Source organism: Cytobacillus sp. Bva_UNVM-123 (genome assembly GCF_046351715.2).
Classification (GTDB): Bacteria; Bacillota; Bacilli; order Bacillales; family Cytobacillaceae; genus Cytobacillus.
Genome location: NZ_CM177772.1, coordinates 1798032 through 1824071, shown reverse-complemented (window position 1 = coordinate 1824071; position 26040 = coordinate 1798032). Strand labels below are relative to the sequence as shown.

Here is a 26040-nt window from a genome sequence, read left to right as displayed (position 1 = left end):
CCGCTCCTATGAGGAAACTTCCCCAATAGGAGCGGCGTGTTTTATTATCTCTCTGTTATCGATGTCATTATAAAGCTCTTATTTCTTCTCCAATCGTTTTAATAATAAATTCAAGATCTTCTTCTTCAATACTTAAAGGTGGCGCTAATGCTAACACATTATTATATCCTTCAACAGTCGCACCATTTTTGCCAATAATCAATCCTTTATGATTACACCCTGCGATCACTTTATTTACATATGTTACATCGTGTGGTTCTTTCGATATCTTATTTTTTACTAACTCAATTCCAATTAAAAGACCTTTTCCTCTAACATCTCCAACAAATGGATGATCACCGATCTCTTCAATTAACCGCTCTTTTAACCATTTTCCAAGGTCAGCTGAACGTGCATATAGATTTTCCGCTTCCATAATTTCAAGGTTTTTCAGCGCAAGGGCACATGCTGCAGGATTCCCCCCAAATGTATTAATATGACGGAAATAATCATATTCCTCCGAACCTTTAAATACATCATAAATTTCTTTTCTTACTGCTGTAGCTGATAATGGTAAATAAGCGCTCGTAATTCCCTTCGCCATCGTAATTACATCAGGTTGTACTCCGTAATTCATAAATCCAAATGGTTTTCCAGTTCTACCAAAGCCACAAATCACCTCATCGACAATTAATAAAGCACCATGTTTCTCACAAACCGCTTTTACTCCTTCCATATACTTATCAGGTGGAACGATGACACCGCCGCCTGTTATGATCGGCTCCATAATAACACCCGCTACCGTCTCACTTAATTCCCACGTCATGACTCGATCCATTTCTTGTACTGACTGTAATTCATCTGGACTACTATCCACCCTATCTGAAGAACGATACAAATCTGGTGGAGTCACATGAATAAAACCTGGCGCTAATGGCTCAAATTTATATTTCCGTTGTGCTTGGCCAGTTGCAGCAAGAGAACCCATTGAGTTGCCATGATAGGATCGGTATCTTGAAATAAACTTGTAACGTGCATAATCCCCTTTTTGCTGATGATATTGTCTAACTATTTTAAAGGCCGTTTCATTTGCTTCTGAACCACTATTTGAAAAGAAAATGACATATTCTTCTCCAAGCATTTCATTTAGCTTTTCAGCAAGCTTAATTGCAGGTTTATGACTTTGAGTAAGTGGAAAATAGGCCATTTCCTTTAATTGCTCATATGCAGCTTCAGCCAGCTCCTTTCTTCCATATCCGACATTTACACACCATAACCCTGACATTCCATCTAGAAATTTCTTTCCATTATGATCTGTTATCCATGAACCTTCTGCCTTTTCTGCAATCATTGTTGAATTTGGGCTATATGGCCGCATTCCATGCCAAACATAATCTTTATCCTTTGTAAGCAACTCGTCATTGAGTTTTACATTTTCCATTTAATCCACCCCTTTTGACTAAATTAATTTTTTACTTATTCAAGTGTCTCTGCCTCCTGCCCACAGGACGTGGCGTCTTTAGCCTTCGTTCCCATCTTGTCTAGCTCCAGTGGCTAGGGGCTCGAGGTCATAAGGCTATCTTCTCTAAAAGGTAAAATACACCTTTTTGAGAAGCTTGCCTTATGCTTGTCGCCCCTGGGCAAGCCACTTCCGCTTTTCTATTAATAATCAAATCTAGATGTGATCATTTTTTTTCGTGTGTAGAAATTAACTCCGTCTTTTCCGTTTACATGAAGATCACCGTAGAAGGAATCCTTCCAGCCTGAGAATGGGAAAAAGGCCATCGTTGCTGGTACGCCGACATTAATTCCTAACATGCCAGCATCCGCTTCCTCTCTAAATTGTCTTACAGCCTTCGCATCTTTCGTATAGATTGTCGCCCCATTTCCAAAACGCGATTTTTGAATATAATCAAGTCCCTCTGCAAGATCATTCGCTCGAAGCAAACTAAGTACTGGAGCAAATATTTCATCCTTTGCAATCGTCATCTCAGGTGTTACATGATCAAAAATCGTTGCTCCCAGGAAGGTTCCTTCCTTTAATTCCTCCATTTCTTTTCGGCCGTCACGAATTAATGTGGCACCTTCTTCAATACCTGTTTGAATATAATCTAAAACTTTCGCACGATGGGAGTCCCTTATAACCGGGGTAAGCAATACTTCCTCATCAATCCCATTTCCTATGATGAGTTCTTCTGCCTTCTCCTTCAATGCGTTGACAAGTGCTTCCCCTTCACCAACGACGACGACTGCACTGCATGCCATACACCGTTGCCCTGCACTTCCAAACGCTGAGCTGATAATATGTGAAACAGCTTTATCCATATCTGCATCAGGCATTACAATGTGGTGATTTTTTGCCCCTGATAACGCTTGAACTCTTTTTCCTTCTGCTGCTGCTCGCTCATAGATGTATTTAGCAACGGGCTGAGAACCAACGAATGAAATGGCTTTAACATCTTTATGCTCAAGTAACCCATTTACAACATCATGTGCACCATGAACAATGTTTAGCACACCTTTCGGGGCACCTGCTAGTGTAAATAAGTTTACAAGTTCATTTGCTAAAACCGGTGTACGTTCGGAAGGTTTCAATACAAATGTGTTTCCACATGCAATGGCTAATGGAAACATCCAAAGTGGAACCATCATAGGAAAATTAAATGGTGTAATCCCTCCTACGACCCCTAACGGATAACGAAACATCTCTGAATCAATGTCTTCCGCAATATTTGATAATGTCTCTCCCATCATTAATGTTGGAGCACCTGCTGCAAATTCAACACATTCAATCCCTCGTTGAACTTCACCATATGCTTCTTTAAACGCCTTTCCATTTTCAAGTACTACAAGCTTGGCAAGTTTTTCATGATTTTCTGTTAATAGATAATGGTATTTATACAAAATTCTCGCTCTTTTCGGAACAGGCGTATTTTTCCAAGTTAGAAAGGCTTCCTGGGCAGCAGCGACTGCTTTTGCTACGTCATTTTTTGAGGAAATTGGAACTCTAGCAATTATTTCTCTAGTTGCTGGATTTGGTACGTCTAGTATTTCTGAACTTTCAGCATCAACCCATTCTCCATTAATAAAGTTTTTTAATAATGCTGTTTCATTTTTTATGACTGTCATCTTTACATTTCCTCCTCTTTTATCTGAATTTTCCATCATATAATTAAATTATCTCTGATTTTGAAAGTGCTTTCATTAGACAGTTTGTAAAATAGCTAACGATGTTTATACCACGCTTTGCATGAGTTTTTTGTCAAAAAAAAACCTACTATTTTTAGTAGGTTTGAAATACAAACAATTAAACATTCTCTGAGGACTTCAAAAAGTCATTTGAAAGAATCATAAATTCAATCGCGATTCTTTTTTCATGCTTCATAAAATCATCGCCGAGTAATTTTTCTAATTTTTGGATACGATGATATAATGTTTGCCTAACAATAAATAATCGTTTTGCAGTCTCCTGCTTCGAACCATTACAAGCGAGTAAAGTTTTTAACGTCTCCATAAGCTTTCCATTATGTTTTTTGTCATAGTCAATCACTGGTTGGAGGTATTCTAAGACAATTTCATGTAAGTCAAAATGCCGATGTAATCGTGAGATCAGTCGATAAATATGTAAATCATCGTAAAAATAATTAACTTCCTTATATGCTAATCTTTCTTGTATGCGAATTGATTCCATTGCAGTTTGATAGCTTATATGTATATTTGTTAAATGTTCGACAAATTTGCCAATCCCGATCAATAGCTTAGACTGATTAGACCCAAGTTTTAAATCTGATTTTAATAACCTATCTACCCCTTCCTTCATTCTTTTCTTCCAAGTGGATGGAGTTCTTTCGTTTATTATGATAAAGACAAGTGCATTGTGCATTTCACTCGAAAATAGGCAGAAGCCTTGCTGCTCCATGATCGTTCGGAAATACAATTTGAAGTATGTTAAATCTAAATTTGAATATTGTTGAAATGAGTCATGTTTGCAATAACAGACGACTGCACCTTTTGACTTTATGTTTGGATTAAGATAACTAATATACTCTTTTATCGAATCCTCACTTTGCTTTCCACTTAACCAACGTGAAATCCATTCTGTTTCTTCAACTTTCTTCTTCTCTTCCACATACATTTCACGTAAAAGGAATTGTGCTAAGGCAATAGCTGTCCGATCTAAAATAAGGTGTTCAAACTCACTTAATACTCGTTCTTTCGATATAATAATTAGCTCAGCATAGTTATCACCTAATAAATATATGGGTAAACTTGCAATCGAATAGATGAAATCATCATTTAAATTTTTCTGTTCGTGTATCATATTAAGAAGATTTTTTTTCTCTTGCTCTACTGGTTCTGGAAAGAATCGAACATCATCGTTACTAAACGTAATCACCACTTGAACTTTTAAATATTGTTGGATAAATTTAAGAATCTCCATATAGTGTTCGATCGTTAATAATTTTTTATTTAATGCTTGCGAGTAGCTTTCTAAATCTGAAATTATTCGATATTGATGATTGATAAGGAGAGTATGTATGTCTTGAGTAATTTCAACAAAGGGGACTTCTTTAAGAAATAAAATGATAGGAAACTGAGAATGATTGGCAATGCTAATAATCTCTTGAGGAATCGATGAAGTATATGTGCCAATTTCAATACAAAGCCCAGCAGCTTCTGCCTCAATTAGCTGGTTTAATAACGAAATAAAAAGCTCCTTGTTCTTTTTCCACGCAACACCTGTAGAAAGAATTAGTTCATTTCCATTCAAAAGCTTGCGAATATTCGTTACTTCGACTACATGAACCCATTTTACTAACCGGTTTAATCCCTCCTCACCTGCAATGATCTCAATCCTTTCAAAATGCTTTCTTTGTAAAATATCATTTACTGTAAAATAAGATTTCAATGTAAAAGCACCTCAAACATTGGAATTTTCTCATCTATATTATTATACGCCAATAAGAGGTGTTTTTGGAGATTATTTTTTAGAATATTTAAAAAACTGGTAAATCAAATTGAATTACCAGTTTTTCGTTCTTACTCTTTACGAGAATTCTTTTTGCTGCTTTATTAATAAGACAGAAAAGTATTTCCGCCCTTCAGGCGTAACGACTTGCACTGTTTCAAATTCTTCTTTCACATCAGCTATTTTTTCAAAATCAATAAATGCCCCACTTAAATTTTCTGTAATATTTTTTATTTTGTAGCCCTTCTGTATGAGATAGTCAATCCGATCTCTTTCCTGTAAATATTCCTTATACTCTGACATGAAATTCTCCCTCCTCTTTCCTATGTTAAACATTACATTTGTGGATTTACATTTTCTTGTATAATCATAGGTTCCTTTTCTTCCGTTTCAATCATCCAATCTCTTCCAACAGTAATACCTAAATATTTTTCATCACTCGGGTCTTCTATTTCAGCCTGTTTATACTTTTTGAACCACCAATATTTTGCAAGTACATAATAGATAGCTCCACCTACAGCAAAACCAACGAGGAATGAATAAGCCGGGAATAAATAGGATGCTACCCCACCAATAATCCATGCAATCATTCCAGCCATATTAAATCCCTTTAAATATCGATATTGTCCATTATCCTCATATAGCTCTTGAACATTTACTCTCCTCTTTCGAAGAACGTAATAATCTATAAATAAAATTCCCACTATGGCAGATAGAATTCCACCAATAATAAGTAAGGCTGGGATAATAACACCGAATAAACTCCACGGCTGAACAATAATCCCAATAATTCCCGCTATCAAAACAGCTAGCCAAAACGGTACTTTCGGACCTCCCACATTTGAAAAAATAGTTGCTGCTGGAATTACGTTTGCTGAAGTATTCGTAGACCATTGAGCAAAAACAATCATTAATAAGAGAATTCCGAGAATAAAGCCACTAGCCGCTTCTTGAAGGGCTGCAACAGGATCAAAGTTTGAAACAGCGATATAGGATACTGCACCGATAATAATCATAAAAGTATTGACAATCGGCATGACAATGACACTGCCAACTAATTGTGATTTATTTCTTTTAAACCAGTTTCTTTCGTTTTTTGGAGCTTTAAAAAATCTTGATAAAGAGGGCATATCTGCTGCTAAAGTAGCCCAAAATCCCATATTACTCATGACAACAACCATAAAAGCGGTAATCGCGGCACCACCAATTGCAGGGCTCTCCACCCATGACCATATTTCTCTGCCTTGCTCCATCGCTTTATCAGAGAGTGACGTATACATCCAAGCTGAAATTAGAATGATCGTAGGTGCAGCTAAATCAGCAAATCTTTCAATTGCTTTTATCCCTAGGGCAGTATTAATAAGCTGTAGTGCAGCAAAAATTAAAAAGCATGCAAACCAATTGTTAAATTCAAATAATAAATTCAAAATTCCATTCATTGCTGTAGCTCCAAAATACGTGTTCAGCCCAAACCAACAAGCTGCTGTTATTCCACGGACTAATGAAGGGATATGTGTCCCAATTGTTCCAAATGGGGCCCTCATATATACTGGGAATGAAAGACCGTGCTCCACGCCAATATCACCAATAATCGTCATAAAAATGCCGATTGCAACTGATCCAACAAGTGTTGCAACAATAACCCATCCTAAAGATAAGCTTTGTACGCCTGCTCCCCCAATCGCAAATGCTGCCAAAACAACTGCCATCCCAACCCAAATAACTGCAAAGCCTTTTACTCCAATATTTCGATCCTTGCTTGAAATAGGCAATAAATCAGGTGACTTTAAATAGCCTTCATTTTTCTTCATTTAAACACCCCTTATTGGCTTTTATTTAAAAATAGTCTAAATTTTCTGATTTATTAACACGTATTTAATGATTTATAAGGGTAAGAGCAAGATCGCAACTCCCCCTGCACATTATATACAATCTATTTTTGAATTGGTAAACGTCTATTCTCTTCAAGTTGATTATTTTCTCCATATTTTGCCCTTTTCAGAAACTGTCCTTCTCCCAGCTTTCCAACAAATTGCTTATCTCGAATGACAAAGTTTCCTCTAGACAAAACGGTTACAGGCTCCCCTACAACTTTCATCCCTTCAAATGCACTATAATCTACAGCCATATGATGTGTTTCAGCAGAAATAGTTCTTTCTATCGTTGGATCAAATATAACAATATCTGCATCTACCCCTGCTGCTATTGTTCCTTTTCTTGGATATAACCCGAATAATTTTGCAGCTCTAGTTGAAGTAATATCAACAAATTGGTTGAGCGTAATTTTCCCTTTTCTTACCCCTTCAGAGAACAATATGCTTAAGCGATCCTCAATGATCGGACCACCATTCGGAATCTTTGAAAAATCACCTTTCCCTAATTCTTTCTGTCCGTTAAAGTCAAATGAGCATTGGTCTGAACCTACAGTCTGTAACTGTCCTGTTTTAAGTGCATTCCATAAAACATCTTGGTTCCATTTTTCACGTAATGGTGGAGACCATACATATTTAGCACCTTCAAAATTTGGTTTTTCTAAATAAGTCTGGTCAAGCACTAAATATTGTGGACATGTTTCACCCCATACGTCTATCCCTTTATTCCTTGCTTCAGCTATTTTTTGAGCTGCCTCAGCACAAGAAACATGGACAACATATAATTGAGAATTTGCTAGCCCAGTAAAAGTAGCCGCTCTTCCGGTTGCTTCCCCTTCAATTTCTGGAGGTCTTGTTAATGCATGAAAAATAGGATCTGTATTACCTTCTGTCAATGCTTTTTTTACTAAATAGTCAATTACATCACCATTTTCCGCGTGTACCATAACGAGAGCACCTAGCTCTTTCGCAGCGATAAGTGTTTGAAAAAGTGTTTCATCATCAGCCTGAAGGACATTTTTATAAGCCATAAACACTTTAAAAGATGTAATTCCTTCATCATTCAAAACAGCAGGGAGTTCGCTCAATACCGTTTCATTCATTTCTCCGATCATGAGATGGAAGCCATAATCGATGACTGCTTTATCTTTTGCCTTTGCGTGCCAAGTTTCAATAGCATCCTTCAAAGGCTCTCCCTTCGTTGTTAAGCAAAAATCAATAATTGTCGTTGTTCCTCCAAAGGCTGCAGCGATTGTGCCCGTCTCAAAATCATCCTTCGTTACCGTACCACCGAAAGGCATTTCTAAATGGGTATGAGGGTCAATGCCACCAGGAAACACATAACAGCCTTTTGCATCGATTACTTCAGCTCCCTCAATGAAAAGCTGCTCTCCAATTAAGCTAATCACACCATTTTCTATTAAAATATCTGCATTGAAAGTATCTGTTGCTGTCACGATCGTTCCATTTTTAATTACTTTTATCATGCCAATTCCCCCAAACTTATGATTCTTCTTTCTGCTTAACTAAATTTATTTATTTAAAGTACTAACCCCACAAGCGATTGCTCCTAAAGCTGCCTGACGTTCATTCCAAGTCATTGGCGGCAGCTCACTTGGAATTTCAATCATATCAATCGCCCCGTCAACTGGACAAACGATCGAACATAAATTACAGCCGACACAATCCTCTTCCCTTACTCGCAAAATGTTATTTCCACGATCATCTTTTAGCATATCAATGCATTGATGTGACGTATCTTCACAGGCAATATGGCATTTATTACAGTTGATACAAACCTTATTATTAATTTTTGCTACAATCTTATAATTGAGATCAAGGTCGCCCCAATCTGAATATTTATGAACAGATTTTCCGACAATATCCATAACAGAAGTAATGCCTTTCTCATCTAAATAATGATGTAATCCTTCAATCATATCCTCGACAATTCTAAAACCGTGATGCATAGCAGCTGTACATACTTGAACACCTGTTGCACCCATTAACAAAAATTCAACCGCGTTTTGCCAATTTGAAATCCCACCAATCCCTGAGATCGGAATATTAATTCGAGGATTACGAGCACATTCACCGACCATATGTAACGCAATTGGTTTAACAGCAGGCCCACAATAGCCGCCATGGGCACCTTTTCCTCCAACATGGGGAATTGTATCCCAAGTATCAAGATCAACCCCTGCTAAACTATTTATTGTATTAATCATGCTAATCGCATCTGCCCCACCATTGGCAGCAGCTTCAGCTGTCGCAGTAATATCCGTAATATTCGGGGTGAGTTTTACAATAACAGGTGTTTTCGCCGCTTCTTTAACCCAATATGTTTGTTTTTCTACTAATTCAGGCACTTGGCCTGAAGCCGAGCCCATTCCTCTTTCAGCCATTCCGTGAGGACAGCCAAAATTTAACTCGAGTCCATCTACACCGACATCCTCAACCCTTTTGACAATCTCATGCCATTTTTCTTGTTTTGGTTCAACCATTAACGAAGCAATAATTGCGTGATGAGGAAATCGTTTTTTCGTTTCATAAATCTCCTTTAAGTTAACTTCTAATGGTCGATCTGTAATTAATTCAATATTATTAAATCCTGCTACTCTTTGGCCGTTAAAGCTAACAGCCGCAAACCGAGAAGTAACGTTTAAGATTGGGTCTCCTAGCGTTTTCCAAACTGCCCCACCCCATCCAGCTTCAAATGCACGCTGAACTTGATAACCTGAGTTTGTTGGAGGAGCAGAAGCTAACCAAAATGGATTCGGAGATTCTATCCCTGCCAAATTAATACGTAAGTCTGCCATCATCTTACCTCCTACATTTTTCTAGTGTTTTATGCTGTTTCAATAACACGAGTCGCATATCGCTTATGAATGGCATAAGCAGCATCTTTTCCTTGCTGAGCCGCAGATACGACCATTGCTTCCCCTTGACCTTTGCCAAAAATCACATCTCCACAAGCAAACACTTTCTCATTTGAAGTTTGATATGTGTTTTGATCTACTTTAACAACCCCACCATTATGCACTAATCCCATTTTTTCGATTAGCTCACTATATCTTGACTGTCCGATTGCTTTAATGACAGCATCGACCTTAAGTAAAAATTCTGACCCTTCAATTGGAACAGGACGACGACGCCCATCCTCACCAGGCTCACTTAATTCCATATTGATGCATTCAATTTCCTTTACATTTCCATCCTGATCACCTATTATTCGTTTCGGTGCAGTAAGCCATCTAAATTCAACGCCATCCTGCTTAGCAAATTCATACTCAAAGTCATAAGCTGTCATTTCCTCCACTGTTCGGCGGTATAGTATTTTGACATTGTCGGCACCTAAACGAATAGAGCATGTCGCACCATCTATTGCTGTATTTCCTGCACCAATAACAACGACCTTTTTCCCAAGAAATTCAGTTGATAAAGATCCTGTTTTCGTCTTCTTTACGAAATCAATTGCATCGTAGACTCCTGTTAATTCCTCTCCAGCTATTCCTAAACTCGGCACACCTGACATCCCAACTGCTAAAATGACTATCTCAAACTCTTCGAGAACTTCATCAACTAATATATCTTTGCCTACACAAGTATTTGTCTTTATCTTTACACCTAGTGTTTCTACTTGACTTACTTCCCAGAAAGAGATTTCTTGAGGGAGTCTGAATGATACGATTCCATAAGTGTTTAATCCCCCTGCTCTCTCTTCAACTTCAAAAATCGTAACATCATATCCAAGTAATGCTAGCTCACGAGCTGCAGAGAGTCCAGCTGGACCACCGCCAATAATTGCTACTGTTACACCATTCTTCACTCCTGGCTTAAATAATACTTGTTCATTTTTTATCGCCCAGTCAGTTGCATATCTTTGCAAATTTCCGATCATAATTGGCTTTGTCGAATGATTAAGGACACAAGCACCTTCACATAATTCCTCCGTTGGACAGACACGGGCACAGCTAGCTCCAATTGGATTAGCTGTCATAATAGTCTTTGCAGAACCTTTCAGATTACCTGAGGCAATTTTTTTAATAAAAGTAGGGATATCAATTCCAGTTGGACAGGCTGTAATACAAGGAGCATCATAACAATAAAGACAGCGATTCGATTCTTCATTCGCTTCTTGCTTTGTTAATCCCGGAAAAACCTCTTGAAAGTTATTACTTAAATTCTCTAATGAAATTCTTGAATTATTTGTATGACTCATAATAACAACCTCCTTAAAGAGTTTTAGTGGCACAAAAAAACTGCTATTTCGACATTTTGTTGGAAGCGCTTACAAAAATCGATGTCCTCCGACCTTTATTTTAATGTATACCCCTCCTCTCTAATGAATGTTCCATTCCATATTTAGTCGTTTTCATTAAGGGAATGTAATGTGCTAACTATCTAATTGGTTAAGCCCATTGTAAATAAAAATAGTTTAATTTTTCAGAATATTAAATAATCAACTAAGTTAAAAACTATTTTACTTGCTTACATGCTTGTTTGCATTATACAATTTGTTAAATATTGTTCCTTACTAGCTATCCACTTTGTAACATTTCCGTTAAATCTCGCCTATGAATAAATATAAATTTTACGATAACATATTCTCTATAAAAAATTTGTAGAAATTACTAGAATGCATAAAGTTAATAGAAAAAATCACGAGTAGTGCTACACACCACTCGCGAACGATTATTTAATACTATTCAATAAATTCATTGATACAGATACTTGATCGTTAATAGTTTTATTAATGAAATCAAGCTCTTCATTATTCTCATCTTCCTGTTTTAATTTCTTAATTTCATCATGCAGCCGCTCCATTTTTTTATCGAGTTCCGCACCTATCATTGCAGCTTCCTTTAACTCTGCCAGCAGTCGCTCTGGCGCGGCTTTATTGTATTTGTAAAAGATTTTATGCTCGAGACTAGCCCAAAAATCCATCGCAATTGTACGAATCTGAACTTCAACATTAATTAATTCCTCGTGGTCAGACATAAAAATTGGAATTTCTACGATCATATGCAAGCTTTGATAGCCATTCGGTTTTGGATTTTTAATATAATCCTTAACTTCAATAACCTTAATATCTTTTTGTTTTTCTAGCATTGAACTTAATCTATATATATCTGAAATAAAAGAACATGTAATTCTAACCCCTGCAATGTCTCGAATATTTTCTTTAATTGCTGAAAGAGATAATTCAATATTTTTCTTATACACCTTTTTTATGATACTTTCAGGTGATTTTACCCGTGATTTCACATGTTCTATCGGATTATAATCATGTACATAATTAAACTCTTCTTTAAGTATATTGATTTTCGTATTTATCTCATCTAAGGCAAATTTATAAGCCATCATAAACCTTTTGAGTTGAGTTCTTATTAATTTTATATCTCTTATATCTAAAGATTGTGCATTCTCCAAAATGGTTCTTCCTTTCTATAACGCCAACATAAAAATTATAATTTATTTAGGATTGATGCCTGGATTTTACGTAGGACATCTCCTCTACTGATAACCCCAATTACTCGATTATTTTCATCAATAACTGGGAGCTTTTTAAAATGATGTTTCGATAATAACGTAACAACCGATTCGATATCATCATCTGGTGAAACAGTTACAATCCCTTTTTTCTTAGCAATATTAATAATCGCAGTTTCTGTAATATCTTCAAGTCTTTCTTTTAAATCCCGAGCCTCTAAATACTCCATATAAAAGAGAAAGCTATAGATTTTACGATCAATGGGTTTGATTGCACGTAATATATCTCCGTCAGAAACAACCCCAAGTAATGTTCCATCTGAGTCACAAATTGGCAATCCACCAATTTTCCTAACAACAAAGATTTCCATTACTTCTTTTATCGTTGAATTTGGACTAGCTTTAATTACATTTTCAAGCATAAACTCTTTTACCTTCATTACGTTCACCCCGTTTATTAACAAGTATACTTAGGAAAATTACTCTTCTTCATACGCTTCTTGTGGAAAGTTCGTTAACACATCTGGTGAAAAGACTAATCGGCAAATGACTTTTGCCATATTTAATAAATCTAATGGTTCCTCACTGGAATCAACTTTCTTTCTCCCATGTTCTATTATTAAAATAATCGCCCATGTTACTGTATCTAAATCAAGATCCTTCCAAGTAAGTCCTTTTTCTTGAGCCAAAACTAATCCTGACCGAATTCGTGCATGTAAATTTCTCCTTGCCTCTGAAATCACTTCTGATAATTCTGGGTCCTTTGGTAATAATTCTGGAATTACACGATCAATACCAATTTCATTTAATCGTTTATAATGCTTGTCCAAAAGTGAAGCTAAAAAAAGTTCTGGATTTTTCTTAAACCAATCGGGAACTGGTGGCAGTAGTTTTTCTAGTTGATCCCCAAAAATAGATAAAAGTAGCTGGCGTTTATCATTAAAATAGCGATAAAATGTGCCTGTTGCAACCCCAGCATGTGAAGCAATATCCTTCGCTGTTGTTTGCTCATATCCATTTTTCAAAAATAAGAAACGCCCACTTTCAAGTAAAGCCTCTCTTTTTTTTTGAGCTCGCTCCTGCTTCGGTATATATGGAAATGTCCCTACTAATTGATCGTCATCCCTTCCTGGCATCGAAACCACCTCTACTTAATAATAACATAAAATCACAAACATGAACTATAGTTCAACTTATTGACAAACGAAATAATCACATGCATAATTGACCCAAGGTTCAAGTTTTGTTCCATCATTATTCATTAACAAAGTCTATTTTTGAATAAGGAGTTTGATGACATTGCCTATTGCCATTATTGCCATTGTAGGAGATAAAATCCTTTTTAAAAGAAATAAACTTTCAATTAGTGGAGAAGTAGTAAAAGTGAAAGAAGAAAGTGTCATTGTAAAAATAAGTGATTCAGATGCAGAAAAAATTAAAATTGAGACTCCTTTAACCGTTGTTGCTCACAAAAATTATGAAATAATCAAAGAAAACGCCATTTAGTAAAAATACTAATGGCGTTCCTATTGTTCAATAATATGACGTTTAATCTACTTTGTTTGTAACAGAATGTTCAAAACTAATCGTACTTTGATTCGGAACTCGCATTAACAAAATTCCACCAATGATAAATAAAATAACGAGACTGAATACTCCACTATTAGTATTTCCTGTCATTTGAGCAGTTACTCCAACTAACAATGGGCCTGCGATCGCAGCAAATTTCCCGAATACATTATAAAAACCAAAAAATTCATTAGATGATTCTTTCGGAATCAACTTAGCAAAATAAGAACGACTCAGCGCCTGAATTCCTCCTTGAACACAGCCTACTACCATGGCGAGAATCCAAAAATCAAGTGCTGAATTCATGAAATATGAATAAATACAAATAAATGTATAAACAATAATGCCTGCCATTATCATTCGTTTTTCTGTAAATTTCTCTCCTAGCTTTCCGAATAGGTAAGCGGCAGGTGCTGCGACAATTTGGGTAACAAACAATATGATTAATAATGTTGTTGCTCCAACACCTAAATCTGAGCCGTAAGCTGTTGCCATTTTTATAATCGTATGAACCCCATCAATATAAAAAAAGTACGCGATTAAAAAAAGAAAAACAGCACGATATGCTTTAATATTTTTCAGTGTGGCAAATAGACGTTTAAAGCTGGTCGAAATCGGATTGGGAACCCGCTCAACATAATATTTTTGGTCTACATGCTTCAACATCGGGATTGTAAATAATCCCCACCATAAGCCTGTAATGGCAAAACCGAGTTGACTAGCAACTGCAACCGAAAGTGAAATTATTTCTTGCTGAGCCATAATAATGATTGCAATCGCAATCACAAATGGAATACAGCTACCGATATAGCCGAGTGCATAGCCGTTCGCTGAAATGCGATTCATCCGATTTACTGATGTTACATCGACTAAAAAGGCATCGTAGAAAATATTGGCGCCTGCAAACCCAACAGACGTTAAAACGAAACATGCTAATAAAATGATCCACTGATCACTTGGGATAAGTCCTAACACAATTGTAAAAAGAACGCCTAGTGCAGTAAAAAAAATAAAAAACTTCTTCTTAAACCCTTTAAAATCCGCAATTGTACCTAATATTGGAGCTAGTAGTGAGACGATGAGTGTGGCAATCGAATTAGCATAGCCTAAATAAGCAGTTGAGGTTGAAGCCGCGATTCCTGCTTCTGTTGCAGCTGCTTTATAATATAGTGGAAATATCGCTGTCACAACGATAATCGAATAGGCAGAATTTGCCCAATCATAAAATACCCATCCACGTTCAGGTTTTGACATTTTTGCCATTAAACTACCCCTTTTGTCATCATATTTTTTTGTTCAATGTGAAGCAATTGCTCAATTGCCTTCCCATCTGTTTGTCCTAAATCTAATCCTAGTAATCTTGCTAACGTAGGACCAATATCAACTAAATGCATAAAAGGAATCACTTCATTTTCTCTAATCCCATTACCTGAGGCAAGAAAAAATGTCGTATAATCTGATTTAGTAGGGGAATATCCGTGACAAGCAAGTGTATACTTATTATTAGCTCGTACATCAGCAGCACTCACATGCTTTATATATTCACCAACATGATCCTCTAAAAAGTAAAAACCACGACTAGCTTCAATCATAAAAGCACACGTAGAATCTGCCCCTGTCTGACCAGCCTCCTTTCCACTCAAAATCTTTTCAATCCCATTTTGACTATCACTGGCAAGTGTCGTTAAGATTTCTTTTACTTTTTCTTTTATAACGTCATCATCATTCTTAACATAAATATATGCCGAGCCATCACAACTTTTGCAATATGCTTTCCAATCTATAATCCTATCATTTGAATCAACCGAAATAAGATCATGTTCACGAAAAACAACATTAAGATGAATAGCTTTATCTTCATCTATAGCACTATGATCACCGAGAATGATGATGGTTGTTTCTTGAATTTTACCACTTGCATCAAGTGCATGGAGAATTCGACCAAGTCTTCTATCATGTCGTCGAATGGCCTCAGTCGCTTCTTCTGAAAAAACTCCATGATGATGGCGCATCGTATCTAAGTCTGTAAAATGAACAAGCAGTAAATTAGGGGCTTTTGTTAAAATGGTATGGACCGTCGATTCTAGCACAAAATCATCTAGCTCAGGCTGCTTTAATCCATTTCGAATATGCCCAAACTGTTTATTCAGCTCCCATTGATAGGATGGAGTTCCATTTAAGAGTGAAACCATGATCTGGCTTTTCCATGGACGATTCGGAAATATTTCTGGAAGATTGTATTGAATACTTTTTGCTTTTCCTGTTACTGGCCACAATAATGCAGCGGTTGTGAGATTTGCTTTATTCGCTTCATCATAAAGTGTAGTACCCTTTATCGCACTACGATACCAATTCCAGTCAGGTGATTCTCTTCCCGGCTGCAAAAGTGTATTATTAACAATTCCATGTCTAACTGGATAATTACCCGTTACAATCGTTGTATGACAAGGATATGTTAAAGATGGATAAATCGTTTCAACATGCTGGACATAAGAGCCTTTTTCAAAGACTCGTTGAAAATTCGGCAATGATTTAATAAGTGAATAATCTAAAGCCGATAAGCAATCAAACGATATAACAATCATTTGCTTCGTTAGTGCAGTCATTTCATACACCTCCAAAAATAGGAATTCATGAATCACTAATCCAATTGTACTGTAAATTAATAGAATAATATTAAGCAAGTGTATATTTATTCTAAATTTTACAGATTATTTGTTAATAAAGCTATCTATATTATTAAATAGGAAAAGCGACGCCATGTTCAGGCGCCGCTACATAAATTGTTTATTTAAACTTCTCAGGAAATTGCTTTACAATTCCATCTGTTAAGATATTAGCTAATTTAATGAGGTGATTTTCATTTTGATCGACGACTCTAATTTCATTTACCCAATCTTTATTAAGCCTTGCAACTACCTGATCTATGATAAATTTTAAATGAGTATAGAACATATCTGTAAGTTCTTTTTTGCTCCAATTTGGATTTGCTGCTGCTAAAAAGGAAACGATGGCATCAGCATTACGATGCCAATTTTTATTCAATTTCTCTATACTCACTTTATCACCTTTTTTTGCTGCTTCAACAATCTTACCGGCAATCAAAATATGTTCTTTTAAAAGGGCTGCAAGTTTATTCCCCGCTTCGTCCCCATAATAAGGCTTAATCATATTTCCGATATCCACTTGATTTTGCAATAGTCTGTTTAATACATGATTTTGATCCTCGATTCCTGCTAAGCTACTAATGATAAAGTTTCTTGTCCACCAAGCATGTTCAATCCAAAGCTTTTGGAAATCACTTTTTAAATTACAATGTGTAGCGGTTATACTCGGCTCTTTTGCATTTTCTCCTTCAGCCTTTGCCATCAAAGGTGTGCTCATGACAATAAGTGAAGAAATCAATATGAACATAATGGTTCTTTTTATCATTTTTTAACCCCTTTACATATATTTACTTCAACAATTATTATTCATTTTTTTTTACTTTATATACGAACGAAAATTTTAAATAGAGGGTGTCCCAAAAGCATAACTTTTAGGAGAACTCTCTTTATTGTTGTATGATCTTATTAACCTGTCCGTTGATTTCCGTTCCAGACGCTTCGCTTTCCGTGAGGCAAACGGTAAGTCTCCTCGTCACTAACGCTACTGCGGGGTCTCACCTGTCCGCTTTTCCCACAGGAGTCTTCGCGTCTTCCACTCCAATCAACTCAGCGCAAAAAATAATTAACAGCTCATTTTTACTTAGCCAAGAAAAAACCCGCTAATTTAATAGCAGGTTTTTTCTAAGTTGAAAAACTTATTCATTTGGCCCAATAATTCGATTACGAATATTAGATATTTCCCCTTTTTCAACACGGTTGTGTAAAGTTGTTTTCCAATTAATAGCTAAAAGTTCACAATTTGCAAGCTCTCTTGCTTCTTCGAGATTATCTTTTTCCATATGCATAATTTGATTGCATTTTTCGATCGTCCATTTTGAAAAAGGTCGTTCAAGTAGTGTAAACTTCTGCCCTTCTTCAACAAATCCTTCTTGAAGTACTCGGAAATACCATCCTGTTCTTCCTGTATTTTGTAGAAGTAATGCCAGTTCTTTCATTTTGAATCGTCTAGCGGGCTTCCAGCATGGCTGTCTAGGCTGAGATACTTGAATAATCGCTTCTCCGATTTGAAACGTATCGCCGATTGAGATCATTTCTTCAGTCATGTTTTCCATTAAAAAATTTTCACCCATGCCACCAGCTGTAATATGCGGGTGATTTAATTCGTTTTGCCAATATGCATAATGTTCATTTGGGTATGAAAATACCGCCTTTTCAGGACCACCATGATGTTTTAAATCTGCTTGTCCATCCCCTGCTACATTCGTCTTCCCAACCCAAATATTCCCTTGAATAGGTTCTTTAAAAATCCCACTTCTCCATTCCCTATCCATCGGATCTTTCGCCTCTTTGCTTCCTACTGTTTTAGGTACACCAACAAATATTTTTTTTAGTAAAGCGTCCATTCTTTTAAGCCCCCTGCGTCAATCCATTTAACAAAATTAATCTTTTTTGTTAAATTTCCGAAGTTCGATAAAAAAACCCTTGAGTTTGCCTATCATTTCAAGGGTTTACAATTTGTATCTATCAAAAATTGATTATTAAACAACCGTTGCTCCTAGTGTATGTTCAAAATGACTAAGTGCCCAATCATGACCAGCTTGATTAAATGAAGCGACAGCATCTTTATAAATGACGATCTTAAACCCCTTATTGTAGGCATCAACTGCTGTATGAAGTACACAAATATCCGTGCAAACTCCTACAATATGGACCTCCACAATTCCTCGTTCACGTAATTTTATTTCGAGATCGGTTCCAGCAAAGGCGGAATATCTTGTTTTATCCATGTAATACACATGTTCTGTTTCTTTATTCATTTCATACACATGTTGCAATGTTCCAAATAAATCTCTGCCATTTGTGTTGCGAATATTATGTGGAGGAAATAATTTCGTTTCTGGATGATACTTGTCTCCTTTTTCATGAACATCAATCGCAAAAACAGTAAAATCACCATTTTCAATAAAACTTTTCGTTATTTGCGTTATTCTCTGTTCTAATACTTGACCAGGCTCACCACAAGTTAATGCACCATCCGATGCCACGAAATCTACTGTGTAGTCAACATTAAGCAATGCTTTTTTATCCATTTTTTGGCTCCTTCTATCATTCTACCATCTTTCAAAATGTTGCTCCTATTTTTAGTTATACCAAATTTTTAACTATTTTCCAATAATTGTTCAACAAATGCTTCTGGTACGTATAATTCATTATTTTTCAAAAAAGGTGCTACTTTAAACTGACCGATGCTGCGATTAAAACCGTATACTTTTTCCCCACTTTTGAGCGAAAATGATAAGTTTTGTTTCGTCACATAAATTTCTGAAGTTTTTGATTCAGTTTGCACTTGATAGCCCAATACTTCAGCCACTTGTCTAAGAGGAATCATTTTTTCGCCATTTTTCATAATATGATCATTTTTAATTATTACCCGAATCTTCTCTTTCACAGCAGCTATTTTATCAATAGCGATAATTTTTACCGGACTTGTCTGAGCTGGAATACTTCTCGTTGTCGCTGAATAGAAAACAATTAGTTCTTTGCTTGACAATTTAGCTTCTTCTATAGATTCGCCTAGCTGATTTTCAAGAATCGTATCTTTACTAATATTTAATTTCAATTGTCCATCTAGACTCAAATTGTTTTCATCAAATTTACTTACTTTCACATTTCCTTTTACCTCTTCATCATTAATGATAATAAAATCTGGTGCCAACTGTGGAGGATAAATAAGGAGCATAGGTTTATTTTTATCATAATAGGCATCAAGTGTTGAACCAATTTTCAAATCAGTATCCTTCAGTTGCTCACCTGTTCCACTATGGAATAGTAAAGATTCTTTATCTAATAGCAATACAGCAATAATACCGTTCTCATCCCCAATCGAAACCGTCCATCTTTTCTCATCTTTTGTAATTTCCTTAATTGATCCAGTATATTTCAAATAATCCGTTGTTTCCACATCCTCAATAAGTTGTTGTTCACTTTCAACATTTTGAACTACTTTTTCCTTTGCCGATACTAATGGTGTTAGGATAATTCCACTTGTTAATAATAATGCCGTTGATAACAGTCCAATATTTTTCAATTTTTCCAGCTCCTTTCGACTTCAATCAAATGGACGAAAAACCATCAGAAAAGTTACACAAAAAAAAGACTGACGTAAAGCAACTCTCCTCAGCTTTTGTCAGTCTCTCATTTTTTCAAGCATAATTCATTATCATTAATTTTTTGCCAGTTCCGTTCTGATGTCCTTATCTTGTTGTTTTTCTTCAACAGGATCCTCTGCTTGTTTAGCACGTTTTATAAAGAGCGAAAGGATGATGGCAATGACAGAAATGAGAGTAGCAGCTAAGAATGCATCATTGATTCCCGCTAACATGGCTTTCATTTCAATTAGCTGCTTCATTTCAGCCAGTGCTGCTTCCGTTGGCTGTGCAGTAGCATTCTTCATGGCTGCTTGAGCCATTTCAGCTGCATGTGTGGCAGTTCGATTAGACATGAGCGTTACTAATAAAGCCGTACCAATTGCACCTGCTACTTGGTTTAATGTATTATTCATGGCTGTACCATGTGGATAGAAACGTGTAGGCAATTGATTTAACCCATTTGTTGAAACAGGCATCATGACCATCGACATTCCAAACATTCGAATTGAGTTTAAAACAACCAAATGAGTATAAGTAGTATCCATTGTCAGTTTGCTGAAATAATAAGTAGTAATGGTTGTAATGGTTAAGCCAGTAATAGCTAATATACGACCACCAAACTTATCAAAAAGCTTACCAGTAATGGGTGACATTATGGACATGAGAATAGCTCCCGGCAGCATCATTAGCCCTGCATCCATCGGTGATATCCCGCGAATTGTTTGAACATAGATCGGGATTAATAACATGCCAGAGAACATGGACATATTTATGACCATCGTAATGGCAGAAGCTAAAGCAAACATTGGGTATTTATAAACTTTAAAGTTTAACATTGGTTGCTCCAATTTGATTTGGCGTAAAATAAACCATACTAAAGCTATAACCCCAATAATTAAACTTCCATAAACATATGGGCTATCCCAGCCTTTACTACCTGCTGAACTAAACCCATAAAGCAATCCTCCAAAACCTAAGCTTGATAAAAGAAGCGAGAATAGATCAAGAGAAACATTAACTTTTTCCTTTTTATCTTTAAGTAAGAAAAAGCCAATTAATAAGACGATAATGGCGATTGGTGTGATAAAATGGAAAAGCATTCTCCAGTCATAATGTTCGATAATCCAACCTGATAAGGTTGGTCCAATAGCTGGTGCAGACATTAAAATCAATCCAAATACACCCATCGCCGCTCCCCGTTTTTCTACGGGAAAGCTTACTAACATAACATTCATTAAAAGCGGCATCATGATGGCAGAACCAGAAGCTTGAACCATTCGCCCGATTAATAAAACTGGAAATACGTGTGCAAATCCTGCCAAAACGGTTCCAATTGTAAATAAGCTCATCGCGATTAAAAATAGATGTCGTACAGAAAATTTTTGAATTAAATATGCAGTTGCTGGAATTAAGACTCCATTTACAAGCATAAACCCTGTTGTCAACCATTGCACTGTTGAAGGTTCAATTTTTAAATCAACCATAATTGATGGCAGTGCAATATTTAATAAAGTGTTATTTAAAAATGTAATAAAGGCCCCAATCATCAGGACTGTTAATATCCCGTATCGTGGACGATTATTCTTTTTTATGGATTGATCCATAGATGCCCTCCTCAAATGGTTAAACAAAATTCCCACTAATTTTTGCATAAAAAATATAATAACCTATGAATTTAAGGATTGCAATAAATAAGTACTTAGTAGAAATATTCCATTTAAGGGTAAATTCATACATTATATATGGAAGAAATGGTTTTTTTTCTTACAAACTTTATGAATATAAAACAAAAAAATGCCCGATTCAAACTACTCGGACATTTTTCAATGTAAGATCATTTTTTATATAAATTTTAGTAATGCCCCACCAATTGCACCTGTCAGCACTATCATCCATGGTGGCAACTTCCCAAAAACAAGCATGCTAAATAATATCGCAGCAAAAGCAAAATCAATTGGCTCCAATATTGAACTCGTCCAAATCGGGTAATAAAATGCAGAAATTAATATTCCAACTACTGCAGCATTTACCCCCATTATCGCCCCCTTAATTTTAGGATTACGACGAAGGCGCTCCCAAAATGGAAGTGTCCCTAAAACTAATAAAAAAGCTGGTAAGAATATCGCGACGGTTGCTACTAGTCCACCTACCCAACCATTCATGACTGTCCCTAAATATGCAGCAAATGTAAATAATGGACCAGGAACTGCTTGAGTCGCTCCATACCCAGCAAGAAACATTTCTTTACTTATCCAGCCAGTCGGTACAAATTCACGCTCAAGTAATGGCAATACGACATGTCCACCACCAAACACGAGTGAACCAGATCGATAAAAACTATCAAATAATGCAATCCAACTAAAGGATGTAACTTCTCTTAAAATAGGAAGTAAAATGAGTAAACCAAAAAATAATGTTAAACAAATGATAGCGAATCGATGCGAGATTGGAAAATAGACTTTACCATCATCATTTTCTGTATGCTTTCTATAAATAAGAAAACCAAGTAAACCTGATAATAGAATCATCCCTATTTGAATATATGCTGTTTGCCATAATAATGTGCCCACTAATGCTATTAGAGCGATTGCTTTTCTTTTTAAATCGGGTGTCAGCTTTTCGGCCATTCCCATTATGGCATGAGCAACAACTACTACAGCTACAATTTTTAACCCGTGAATCCAGCCAGCTTCTCCGACATCTAAACCTTGAAATATTAAGGCGAAAAGGATTAATGCTATGACAGATGGCAGCGTAAATCCTAGGAATGATACGATTCCACCTAATACACCTGCACGAATAACTCCAATTCCAATCCCGACTTGGCTGCTTGCTGGACCGGGAAGAAATTGACATAACGCAACTAAATCTGCATAGCTTTTTTCATCCATCCATTTCCTTCTTCGAATATATTCATCATGAAAATAGCCTAAATGAGCGATTGGCCCCCCAAAAGAAGTAAATCCAAGTCTCATCGATACAAATAATATTTCAACTAAAGATTTTATGTAACTTTTTTCTTTAGCCTCGACTAATACCTCTTTCCCCATTTATTTACTCCTCTAAAATTTTTATATGAAAGTGGCAATGACTTCATCTTTAAATTCTTTGAATATCGATAATACCATATAATGACGGCTATAATTTAATACTTTTCGTAATCTTAATCAAACTTTAACAAACCTTCACAATAATGAGATAGAAAAGGAGTGAATGAGGAAGAATGATATCGGATTTGTATTTGATTTGGCTTAGCAGCGTGGGAAATGGAAAATGGCCATTTTCCTATGGCGGCCTAGCATTTGTCTATATTGGGGTGTGAAAATGGAATATACATTTGAAAACTAGAAACTAATAGGAAATTTAGGATTTGACAGAATTGAGATTTCCCCAAATGAATAAAAATGGCTAACGGCCATTTGAGCTATTAAATTAATGTGGTAGACATTAAAACGGCACCATCAATGAGTTACAAAAAATAATGATTGATGGTGCCGTTTTTAAAATTATTTAATTTATATCTCCTAAATAAGTCGGTCTCTTTTTCCCTAAAAAATAGTCAATCACATACTTACGCATTGTTTGTGGATACAATCGATAATCTAGTAAATCTGTTAAGGGAATCCACTCAACACCAATTTGGCCATCATCAGGAACCGTTCCATTTCCTACATCTGTATGGCCAGCTTTAATCTCACATAAAAACATAAACTCCGTTCGATGTACATCTGAATCAAATGCAGCATGTTCATGATTTTGACCAATATATTCTCGAATAAACATTAATTCACCGATCTCAACCTCTACATTTATTTCTTCTACACATTCCCTTTTTAAGGCTTCATGCAAGTTCTCCCCATGTTCTTGGCCTCCACCTGGTAGAACATAGTAAAACCCCTCTTTATCCTGCTTCTTTATTGCTAATAGCTTTCCCTCCTGTACAATAACAGCTTTTGCTGAATTTCTAACCCCCATTAGGAAGCCTCCTCTATTCTTGTAATTTTTCTAGGAATTCTTTATAGTTATCAAAATAAAAATCTGCCATTTCACTTTTTTTATTGTTAACAAACTTTCTCCTAATTTTTGTTCAGTATCATAATTATAAAAAACGTTTGTAACAAACTCTCCAGAAAAGACGGTTGAATATTTCGGCCCATTAACCACTGCTTGTCAGCAATACTTGCGTCGAGGCGTTAATCGAGCTATATAATTCCCCTTATTACTAGCTAAACTCTCATTTTTCGTTGCGAATTCTCCATTATAAATCATTTTTATTCAGCTAATATTCATATAATTCCAAAAAATATGAAATCGTTTTAATTAAACTAGTAATTAATTTGTCGAATAAAATAAGTTATTGTCAGATTTTTTAGAAATATAAAAGTTTGTCAACTTCCAAAATTTGATATAATGTACTTATAAATGGAAAGGTGGTGTATCTATGAAAAAGAAATTACTTTATTTTGCCATAGCTTTTGGTTTCGTAATATCTATTTCGGCAACTCCTGCTTTTACAACTGAAGCATCTGCTTGTGGTACTAATTTTACTCATCCACTAACTTGTTCTGCTCCTTAATATGACTGAAGCGCTAGATTTTTTAGCGCTTTTTCTCATAATCGGAGATAATCTAGAAAACTCAATAGAAAATCCAATAATTAACTAATTGTTAATTCAATATTATAATTATACACAAACGAAATCAATATTCTTAAAGAGCATTCCTTTCCTCTTCAATTGTAGTAGAACTCGAGAACTTAAACTGACTGGAAAAAGGTGATAAGGGGTTTGAAGAAAATCACCATATCGCTTTTTTAAAATGAAGAGGCACACTCTTCTATACAACCACTCCAACAACTTATCAGAGAAGGTCTGTGAATTCGATTGGAATAAGGGTTAAACGATTACTATGATTAAGAATACATCTATAATTCTTCTAACCATCTATCAAAAACATCAAATAGCCCCCATCTGCACAAAGATGGGGGCTATTGGACGCTTACATAAAATGGAGTAAATCATTTATTTTATTTAATGATGTTACTAATTTGCCCAAGCTCTGAAATTTTGACTGTTACTTTATCATTAGGCTTTAAAAATAATGGTGGATTTCTTTTTGAACCGATTCCACTAGGTGTTCCTGTTAAAATGATGTCGCCTGGTAATAGGGTGAGACCTTGAGAAAGTTCCGATATAATTTGAGCTACAGAAAAGTTCATTAGCCCTGTATTACTTGATTGTACGGTTTCCCCATTTACCTCACAGGAAATGTCTAATTTCTGAGGATTTTTAATCTCGTTTGCAGAGACCAAATAAGGACCGATCGGGCAAGATTTATCCATGCTTTTGCCTTTAAACCACTGTCCTCCATGTTCGAATTGAACATCTCGTGCAGAAATATCATTTGCACACATATATCCAAACACATAATTTAGCGCATCTTCTGTACTAATATCTCGTCCTTTTTTTCCAATAATAACCGCTAATTCTGCCTCATAGTCTAGCTTGGAAGTGAAAGTATTTATCAAAGGTATATCTTCATAAGGACCAGCTATTGTAGTAGTTGGTTTAGTAAAAAATGTTGGTTTTTCTGGTAATTCAATCTCTTGATTATGACGCTCTTCAAAATGTTCGAGATAGTTCCAGCCTACACAAAAAATATTGCGTCTCGGATTCGGGATAGGTGCACATAATTCAATATCATCTAATGATAAGACTTCTAAATTTGATATATGATTTAAAATGAGCTCCTCCCTGTTTTCTTTCTCAATGAGGGAAGTTATAGCTGAAAAAATTGGCGTCAAGTCATATATTTCATGATCATTTTTAAAAAATCCTACATTTGTAATTTTATCCAGATTTTTCTTAAAGAAGGAAATATATTTCAAAATTCATACTCCTTTTA

At 35.8% G+C, this 26040-nt stretch carries 23 protein-coding genes; 2 read left to right on the top strand and 21 right to left on the bottom strand.

Translation table 11 applies throughout. From position 1 onward, the window contains the following. Positions 1-67: 67 nt before the first annotated feature. The 11 genes from KDN24_RS08920 to KDN24_RS08870 all read right to left on the bottom strand — a co-directional run bounded on the left by KDN24_RS08920 (position 68) and on the right by KDN24_RS08870 (position 13448). Entirely contained in the window at positions 68-1420 is a 1353-nt protein-coding gene (locus KDN24_RS08920) for an aspartate aminotransferase family protein (protein WP_409974513.1), read from the bottom strand. A gap of 221 nt (positions 1421-1641) precedes the next feature. Next, positions 1642-3108: a CoA-acylating methylmalonate-semialdehyde dehydrogenase gene (locus KDN24_RS08915; protein ID WP_409974512.1), complete on the bottom strand. Its 1467-nt coding sequence runs from the start codon at positions 3106-3108 to the stop codon at positions 1642-1644. A gap of 178 nt (positions 3109-3286) precedes the next feature. Beyond that, complete coding sequence (locus KDN24_RS08910) at positions 3287-4888, bottom strand: PucR family transcriptional regulator (protein WP_409974511.1); 1602 nt, start codon at positions 4886-4888, stop codon at positions 3287-3289. Positions 4889-5026: 138 nt separating this feature from the next. Beyond that, positions 5027-5251: a hypothetical protein gene (locus KDN24_RS08905; RefSeq protein WP_409974510.1), complete on the bottom strand. Its 225-nt coding sequence runs from the start codon at positions 5249-5251 to the stop codon at positions 5027-5029. Positions 5252-5283: 32 nt separating this feature from the next. Beyond that, positions 5284-6759, bottom strand: a complete 1476-nt coding sequence (locus KDN24_RS08900) for an NCS1 family transporter (RefSeq protein ID WP_409974509.1) — start codon at positions 6757-6759, stop codon at positions 5284-5286. Positions 6760-6881: 122 nt separating this feature from the next. Next, entirely contained in the window at positions 6882-8306 is a 1425-nt protein-coding gene (hydA, locus tag KDN24_RS08895; RefSeq protein WP_409974508.1) for a dihydropyrimidinase, read from the bottom strand. Between the two features lie 45 nt (positions 8307-8351). Further along, on the bottom strand, positions 8352-9638 hold the full coding sequence (gene preA / locus KDN24_RS08890; protein ID WP_409974507.1) for an NAD-dependent dihydropyrimidine dehydrogenase subunit PreA: 1287 nt from the start codon (positions 9636-9638) through the stop codon (positions 8352-8354). Between the two features lie 29 nt (positions 9639-9667). Continuing rightward, positions 9668-11041, bottom strand: a complete 1374-nt coding sequence (locus KDN24_RS08885) for an NAD(P)-dependent oxidoreductase (RefSeq protein ID WP_491348385.1) — start codon at positions 11039-11041, stop codon at positions 9668-9670. Positions 11042-11514: 473 nt separating this feature from the next. Then, complete coding sequence (locus KDN24_RS08880) at positions 11515-12252, bottom strand: GTP pyrophosphokinase (RefSeq protein WP_409974505.1); 738 nt, start codon at positions 12250-12252, stop codon at positions 11515-11517. A 35-nt stretch (positions 12253-12287) separates the two neighbouring features. Next, positions 12288-12752, bottom strand: coding sequence for a CBS domain-containing protein (locus KDN24_RS08875; RefSeq protein ID WP_409974504.1), 465 nt, complete (start codon positions 12750-12752; stop codon positions 12288-12290). 39 nt (positions 12753-12791) lie between these two features. Beyond that, entirely contained in the window at positions 12792-13448 is a 657-nt protein-coding gene (locus KDN24_RS08870; protein ID WP_409974503.1) for a TetR/AcrR family transcriptional regulator, read from the bottom strand. Positions 13449-13611: 163 nt separating this feature from the next. Between KDN24_RS08870 and KDN24_RS08865 the strand changes: the two genes are divergently transcribed. Further along, positions 13612-13818: a DUF2187 family protein gene (locus KDN24_RS08865; RefSeq protein WP_409974502.1), complete on the top strand. Its 207-nt coding sequence runs from the start codon at positions 13612-13614 to the stop codon at positions 13816-13818. A 42-nt stretch (positions 13819-13860) separates the two neighbouring features. Here KDN24_RS08865 and KDN24_RS08860 read toward each other — a convergent pair whose 3' ends face one another. From KDN24_RS08860 to KDN24_RS08820, 9 genes are all read right to left on the bottom strand, one after another. Then, entirely contained in the window at positions 13861-15144 is a 1284-nt protein-coding gene (locus tag KDN24_RS08860; protein ID WP_409974501.1) for an MFS transporter, read from the bottom strand. Continuing rightward, entirely contained in the window at positions 15144-16487 is a 1344-nt protein-coding gene (locus tag KDN24_RS08855) for an alkaline phosphatase family protein (RefSeq protein WP_409974500.1), read from the bottom strand. The genes KDN24_RS08860 and KDN24_RS08855 overlap by 1 nt, the downstream gene beginning before the upstream one ends. Positions 16488-16668: 181 nt before the next feature. Then, positions 16669-17313, bottom strand: a complete 645-nt coding sequence (locus KDN24_RS08850) for a glycosyltransferase (RefSeq protein WP_409974499.1) — start codon at positions 17311-17313, stop codon at positions 16669-16671. 370 nt (positions 17314-17683) lie between these two features. Continuing rightward, on the bottom strand, positions 17684-18391 hold the full coding sequence (locus tag KDN24_RS08845; RefSeq protein ID WP_409974498.1) for an MOSC domain-containing protein: 708 nt from the start codon (positions 18389-18391) through the stop codon (positions 17684-17686). 135 nt (positions 18392-18526) lie between these two features. Next, positions 18527-19078, bottom strand: coding sequence for a cysteine hydrolase family protein (locus KDN24_RS08840; RefSeq protein ID WP_409974497.1), 552 nt, complete (start codon positions 19076-19078; stop codon positions 18527-18529). A 68-nt stretch (positions 19079-19146) separates the two neighbouring features. Next, a complete protein-coding gene (locus tag KDN24_RS08835) occupies positions 19147-20076 on the bottom strand; it encodes a stalk domain-containing protein (RefSeq protein ID WP_409974496.1) in 930 nt (309 codons plus the stop codon). Between the two features lie 135 nt (positions 20077-20211). Beyond that, positions 20212-21741 (bottom strand): MDR family MFS transporter, encoded by a 1530-nt coding sequence (locus tag KDN24_RS08830; RefSeq protein ID WP_409974495.1) that lies wholly within the window; start codon positions 21739-21741, stop codon positions 20212-20214. A 237-nt stretch (positions 21742-21978) separates the two neighbouring features. Further along, complete coding sequence (locus tag KDN24_RS08825) at positions 21979-23187, bottom strand: chromate transporter (protein WP_409974494.1); 1209 nt, start codon at positions 23185-23187, stop codon at positions 21979-21981. A 460-nt stretch (positions 23188-23647) separates the two neighbouring features. Continuing rightward, positions 23648-24112, bottom strand: coding sequence for an NUDIX domain-containing protein (locus KDN24_RS08820; protein ID WP_409974493.1), 465 nt, complete (start codon positions 24110-24112; stop codon positions 23648-23650). 466 nt (positions 24113-24578) lie between these two features. Here KDN24_RS08820 and KDN24_RS08815 point away from each other — a divergent pair, with 466 nt between their 5' ends. Continuing rightward, positions 24579-24713, top strand: a complete 135-nt coding sequence (locus KDN24_RS08815) for a hypothetical protein (protein WP_409974492.1) — start codon at positions 24579-24581, stop codon at positions 24711-24713. A 449-nt stretch (positions 24714-25162) separates the two neighbouring features. On the opposite strand, the gene KDN24_RS08810 is transcribed toward KDN24_RS08815, so the two are convergent. Next, the gene (locus KDN24_RS08810; protein ID WP_409974491.1) at positions 25163-26023 is read right to left on the bottom strand and encodes a fumarylacetoacetate hydrolase family protein; all 861 of its coding nucleotides are present in this window, start codon (positions 26021-26023) and stop codon (positions 25163-25165) included. Positions 26024-26040 lie beyond the last annotated feature (17 nt).